6 protein-coding genes and 1 pseudogene are annotated in these 4649 nt (G+C 73.3%); 1 reads left to right on the top strand and 6 read right to left on the bottom strand.

All coding sequences use genetic code 11. The annotated features are described in order from the left end of the window. The coding region (locus ACFW2E_RS39420) for a helix-turn-helix domain-containing protein (RefSeq protein WP_384474657.1) at positions 1-460 on the top strand (460 nt) is incomplete at its 5' end. A 152-nt stretch (positions 461-612) separates the two neighbouring features. On the opposite strand, the gene ACFW2E_RS39415 is transcribed toward ACFW2E_RS39420, so the two are convergent. From ACFW2E_RS39415 to ACFW2E_RS39390, 6 genes and pseudogenes are all read right to left on the bottom strand, one after another. Beyond that, positions 613-1854 carry a cytochrome P450 gene (locus ACFW2E_RS39415; RefSeq protein WP_384474653.1) on the bottom strand — a complete coding sequence of 414 codons (1242 nt, stop codon included), beginning with the start codon at positions 1852-1854 and terminating at the stop codon, positions 613-615. Next, positions 1851-3089: a cytochrome P450 gene (locus ACFW2E_RS39410; protein ID WP_384474650.1), complete on the bottom strand. Its 1239-nt coding sequence runs from the start codon at positions 3087-3089 to the stop codon at positions 1851-1853. The genes ACFW2E_RS39415 and ACFW2E_RS39410 overlap by 4 nt, the downstream gene beginning before the upstream one ends. Beyond that, positions 3086-3709 (bottom strand): ATP/GTP-binding protein, encoded by a 624-nt coding sequence (locus ACFW2E_RS39405; RefSeq protein WP_384474647.1) that lies wholly within the window; start codon positions 3707-3709, stop codon positions 3086-3088. Before ACFW2E_RS39405 ends, ACFW2E_RS39410 begins: the two co-directional genes overlap by 4 nt. After that, a complete protein-coding gene (locus ACFW2E_RS39400; protein ID WP_384474644.1) occupies positions 3681-4043 on the bottom strand; it encodes a DUF742 domain-containing protein in 363 nt (120 codons plus the stop codon). The genes ACFW2E_RS39405 and ACFW2E_RS39400 overlap by 29 nt, the downstream gene beginning before the upstream one ends. Next, complete coding sequence (locus tag ACFW2E_RS39395) at positions 4040-4462, bottom strand: roadblock/LC7 domain-containing protein (protein WP_384474641.1); 423 nt, start codon at positions 4460-4462, stop codon at positions 4040-4042. The genes ACFW2E_RS39400 and ACFW2E_RS39395 overlap by 4 nt, the downstream gene beginning before the upstream one ends. Then, positions 4459-4649, bottom strand: a pseudogene (locus ACFW2E_RS39390) (protein kinase); the annotation flags it as partial. The gene ACFW2E_RS39395 and the pseudogene ACFW2E_RS39390, both read right to left, overlap by 4 nt.

The raw sequence follows: 4649 nt of genomic DNA, 5'->3' as shown, positions 1-4649 counted from the left end.
CCTCTACGGTGCCCGCACGGGCGGTGACGGCATCGGGGGCGGGGGCGGCCCCCCGGGCCACGCCCCCCAGGCCCCCCAACCCTCCCAGCCCACCCCCCCCGCGCCCGGGCCCCCCCGCCACGACACCGCCGACACCGCCCCCGGGGCCGGCGCCGTCCGGTTCGGCGACCTGCTCGCCGGGACCGCACTGCGCACGTGGGCGCACGACCTGCTGGGGCGGCTGACCCGGGACGGCCGCGATCTGCGCGGTACGCTGCGCGCCTGGATCGCCGCCGGGGGGAACGCCGAACGCGCCGCCCAGGACCTGGGTGTCCATGCCCAGACCGTGCGCGAGCACGTGCGCAGCGCCGAGCCCGTTCTGGAACGTCAGCTCCTCGCCGCGGGCGCCGACCTCTACGAGGTGGTGCTGGCCCTGCTGGCCACCGGCGACCTCGCCGAACCCGCACTCCAGGGGACGTAACCGGGCCAACCGGACTCACCTGTGCACGGGTGAGTCCTCCGTGCGCCGGGAACGGGCACCGCCGCGATACCCAACGGCCCCACCTGCACGTAAGTTCACATTCCGCGGGGGCACGACCGGAACGGGGGACCGGTCGCGCCCCCTTCGGGTGCTCAGCCCCCCAGACGGACCGGGACCTCCTGCCAGCCGAAGGCGATGAAGGACGGAACCTGCCGAAGCTCGTCCGCGCCGACGGCCAGCCGCAGATCCGGGAACCGGTCGAACAGCGCGGGCAGGGCCGTCAGCGCCTCCATCCGGGCGAGCGGAGCACCGATGCAGCGGTGCACCCCGATGCCGAACGCCAGATGGTCGTCGGCCCCGCGCGTCGCGTCGAAGACGTCCGCGTCCGCCCCGTAGTGCGCGGGGTCCAGTCCGGCGGCGGCGTACGTCGTGATGATCGCATCCCCCGCCGGAACGGTGACGCCACCGACCTTCAGGTCGCTCACCGCGAAGCGCAGCGGCAGCGAGGCGATCGAGGGGTGGACACGCAGCGTCTCGTCGACCACGGCGTCCCAGGAGACCTCGCCGGAGCGCACGGCCGTCAGCTGCCCGGGGTCGCGCAGCAGTGCGACGATCGCGTTGCCGATGAGGTTGACGGTGGTCTCGAAACCGGCGCCGATCACCAGCAGCAGCGTGTACAGCAGCTCCTCGGAGCTGAGCCGGTCGCCGTCCTCGTCCCGGACCCGGATCAGCTCCGTGGTCATGTCGTCGCCCGGGTGCTCGACCTTGTGCGCGATCAGCCCGCCGAGCACCGCCCCGATCCGCTCCTGCACGAACGCGGCGTGCTGCGGACTCGGGTCGGTGGTGTCCATGATCGCCGCGATGAGTTGTGCGGTGTCCTCCCGCATCTCCTCGGGCACGCCGAACAGTTCGCAGATCAGCCGCATGGGCAGCGGGTGCGCCAGCCCCTGCCGGAGGTCGACCGTCCGGCCGTCGGCCCCGGCCGCCGCCAGCGCGTCGAGCAGCTCCGTGGTGATCGCCTCCACGCGCGGGCGCATCGCCTCGGTGCGCCGGTGCGTGAAGCTCGGCGCCACCAGCTTGCGCAGCCGCGTGTGGTCGGGGCCGTACGTGGAGAGCATGTTGACCACGCCGACCCAGCCCAGGATCCAGCCCCAGGAGGGATGTTCGCCGATCTCCGGGAAGAGCCGCCAGTGCAGCCGCGGGTCCTTGCTGACCTGTGGATCGAGGATCAGTTCCTTGAGGACGTCGTATCCGGTGGGGGCCCAGGCGGGGATCCCGCCGGGCAGCTCCACGGGCACCACCGGGCCGAGGGCGCGCAGCCGGGCGGCCTCGGCGGGGATGTCGGCGCCGAAGGGATCGACGGCGAAGCGGTCGACACGGTCGGTCACGGTCACGGCAACTCTCCTGGCTGGTCGGGGGAGCGGGGGCTGAACCGCACGGGCAGGGACGTCAGCGAGCGGTGGAAGGGGCCGGGCCGCCAGCCGAGGAGCTCCCGGGGCACGACGGGGTCGAGGTCGGGCAGCCACTGGGTGAGCTGTTCGATCGCCTCGGTCACGATGAGGAGCGTGTGGTGCCGTACCGGGCAGGCGTGCGGGCCGGCGCCCCAGGACAGGTGCGAGGCGTCCCGCGGGTGCCGGCCGGCCGGTGTCTCCTGTTCGGCGAACAGGCCGACCGCCCCGAACGAGACCACCACCGGTACCGCGTCCCGGACCCACACCCCGTGGAACGACACGGGTCTGCGGGCGTAGTAGATGCCGTAGTTGGCCAGCGGCGTCTCGTGGTGCAGCACCTCGACCACCGCGTCCGCGACGGGGCGGGCGCCGCTCGTCAGGGTGGAGTAGTACAGCGGGTTGCCCAGGATCCTGGACAGGGAGTTGGACAGCAGGTTCGCGGTCGGCTCGTAGCCCGCGCCGAGGGTGAGGAACACCTGCCAGGTGACCTCCTCGGGGGTCAGCCCGGCCGGATGGTCCAGCAGCCGGCTCGGCAGGTCGTCACCGCGCCGTTCGACCTTGGCGGCGATGAGCTTCAGCACGTACTCGGCGTACTGCTGCTCGCCCTCGGCGGCCTGGGCGCCGCCCTCCATCATCTTGCCCAGGCCCTCGTTCAGCCGGTCGCCCTGGCTGTCCGGCAGCCCGAACAGGTTGTTGAACACCAGCGCCATCAGCGGCCGCGTGAAGCCGGCCACGAGGTCCGCCTCGCCCAGCGGCCCGAACCGGTTCACCAGCAGCCGCACCGCCCGGTGCACCCGCGCCCTCAGGTCGTGCGGCTCCACCAGGTCGAAGACGTCGATGAGGGTGGTGCGGTAGCGGACATGGGCGCCGCCGTCGGAGAACAGGGCGTTGGGCCGCCAGCGCATCATCGCGAGGACCGGCGAGTCGTCGGGGACCGTGGCCTCCCAGTCGCGCGGGTCGTGCGAGAAGGTGTCGGTGTCGCGCAGCACCTCCAGGGCGGCCGCGCGGTCCGTGACGACGTACGCCGGCACACCCGGCGCGAGCTCCGCCCAGCCCACCGGGCCCTGCGCGCGCAGCGCCGCGTAGTAGCGACGGGGATCCTCGGCGAAACCGTCCTCCCACAGCCGCACGGGCGCCGAGACGGTGAAGGACTGATGCGCCGTTGGCTGGGTGGTCACCGGTTCTCCGCTCGGGGATCGTCTATCAGGTGCTGGACCAGGGCGAGCAGCGCGTCGATCGAGGAGTGCGGGTCCCGCGCGTCGCACGTCACCATGGGCGTGCCCGGCTCCAGGTCCAGGGCTCCGCGCAGCTGCTCGCCGGTGTAGTGGCTCGGGGCGTCCGGGAAGGCGTTGAAGGCGACCGCGTACGGCAGCCCGGTCTCCTCGACCAGGCCGAGCACGTCGAAGGAGGCGTCGATCCGGCGGCTGTCGACCAGCACGAGGGCGCCGAGGGCCCCGTATGCGATGTCGTCCCACAGCGGCCGGAACCGCTCCTGGCCGGGTGTGCCGAACAGGTACAGCACGATCCCGCCCGGCAGACTGATCCGCCCGAAGTCGATGGCGACGGTCGTCGTCGACTTCTCCCGCACCCCGTCGAGGTCGTCCATCCGCGCGGACGCCTCGCTGAGCTGCTCCTCGGTGTGCAGGGCCCGGATCTCCGACACCGAGTCGATCAGGGTCGTCTTGCCCACCCCGAAGGGGCCCGTCACCAGGATCTTCACCAAGTGGCGGGCGCTGTCGGGCAGATGCATGCCACCAGTGCCGCGGATGTCACTGGTGCTTGAGGGCGCGGAGGCCATCGGCCACTCTCTTCAGCAGGTCGGGGTCGAACCGTTCGGCGGGCGGGATCGGCGCGCGGGCCAGGACCAGGTTCCGGTCGAGGAGTTCGGCGGCCAGCACACGTACGGCGGAGACCGGCAGCTCCAGCAGGGCCGCGGCCTCCATCACCGTCAGCGATCCGCCGTCCAGGAGGTCCAGGAGGGCGAGTTGAGCGGCGGGCAGTCCCGCGGGCACCGGCTCCCCGCCGGCGGTGAGGACCGACAGCCGCTCCAGGTGCGGGCGGCTGGGCCGGGCCACGCCGCCGGTCGACAGGTACGCCGGAACCAGGGGACGGCCGCCACGGCGGCCGGTCATGCCGACGCGGCGCCGTCGGCGGCTCTGGGCGCGGCCGCCATCGCCTTCTCGCCCAGCCGGGCCACCTGCGAGTGGACCCGGTGCGCCAGCAGGTCGAGGCGCACCTCGGGGTCGCCGTAGGCCGCGACACAGGTGCCGTGGTCCGTGGGCACGATCAGCACGTAGCCGTGGTCGGACTCGATGACGACCTGGCGCACCTCGGCGCGGTCCCGGTCGGCGAACGCGGCCGCGGCGGTACGGCAGGCGCCCTGCACGGTGCTGGTGATGGCGGCCACCCGCTCGGCCGAGGGCTGCGACAGCGCGTCGGTGTAGCCCGTCACGAGTCCGTCCCTGGTCAGCAGGACGGCGGCGACTACGTGCGGCACCTGCAGGACCGGTTCGAGCACCCATGCCGTGTCGCCTGCATCGCGGCTGGTCATCGAGTCGCTCCCTCTTCGTGTTCGGTCTGTCCGGTGTCGTCGGCCCGGTGGCTGTGGGCCGGTTCGGACTCGGTGTGGTCCGCGCTCCCGCTTCTCGGGGCGCGTGCCGCCGCGGTGCCGTACTGCAGCGCGGCGAGCGCGGCGGCGGCGTCCTCCGGGCGGCGCGTCGCAGTCCGCGGCGCGGGCG

This window comes from Streptomyces sp. NPDC058964 (assembly GCF_042741275.1).
Classification (GTDB): Bacteria; Actinomycetota; Actinomycetes; order Streptomycetales; family Streptomycetaceae; genus Streptomyces.
The sequence above is the reverse complement of the archived record's forward strand: the minus strand, read 5'-3'. Positions and strand labels throughout refer to the sequence as shown.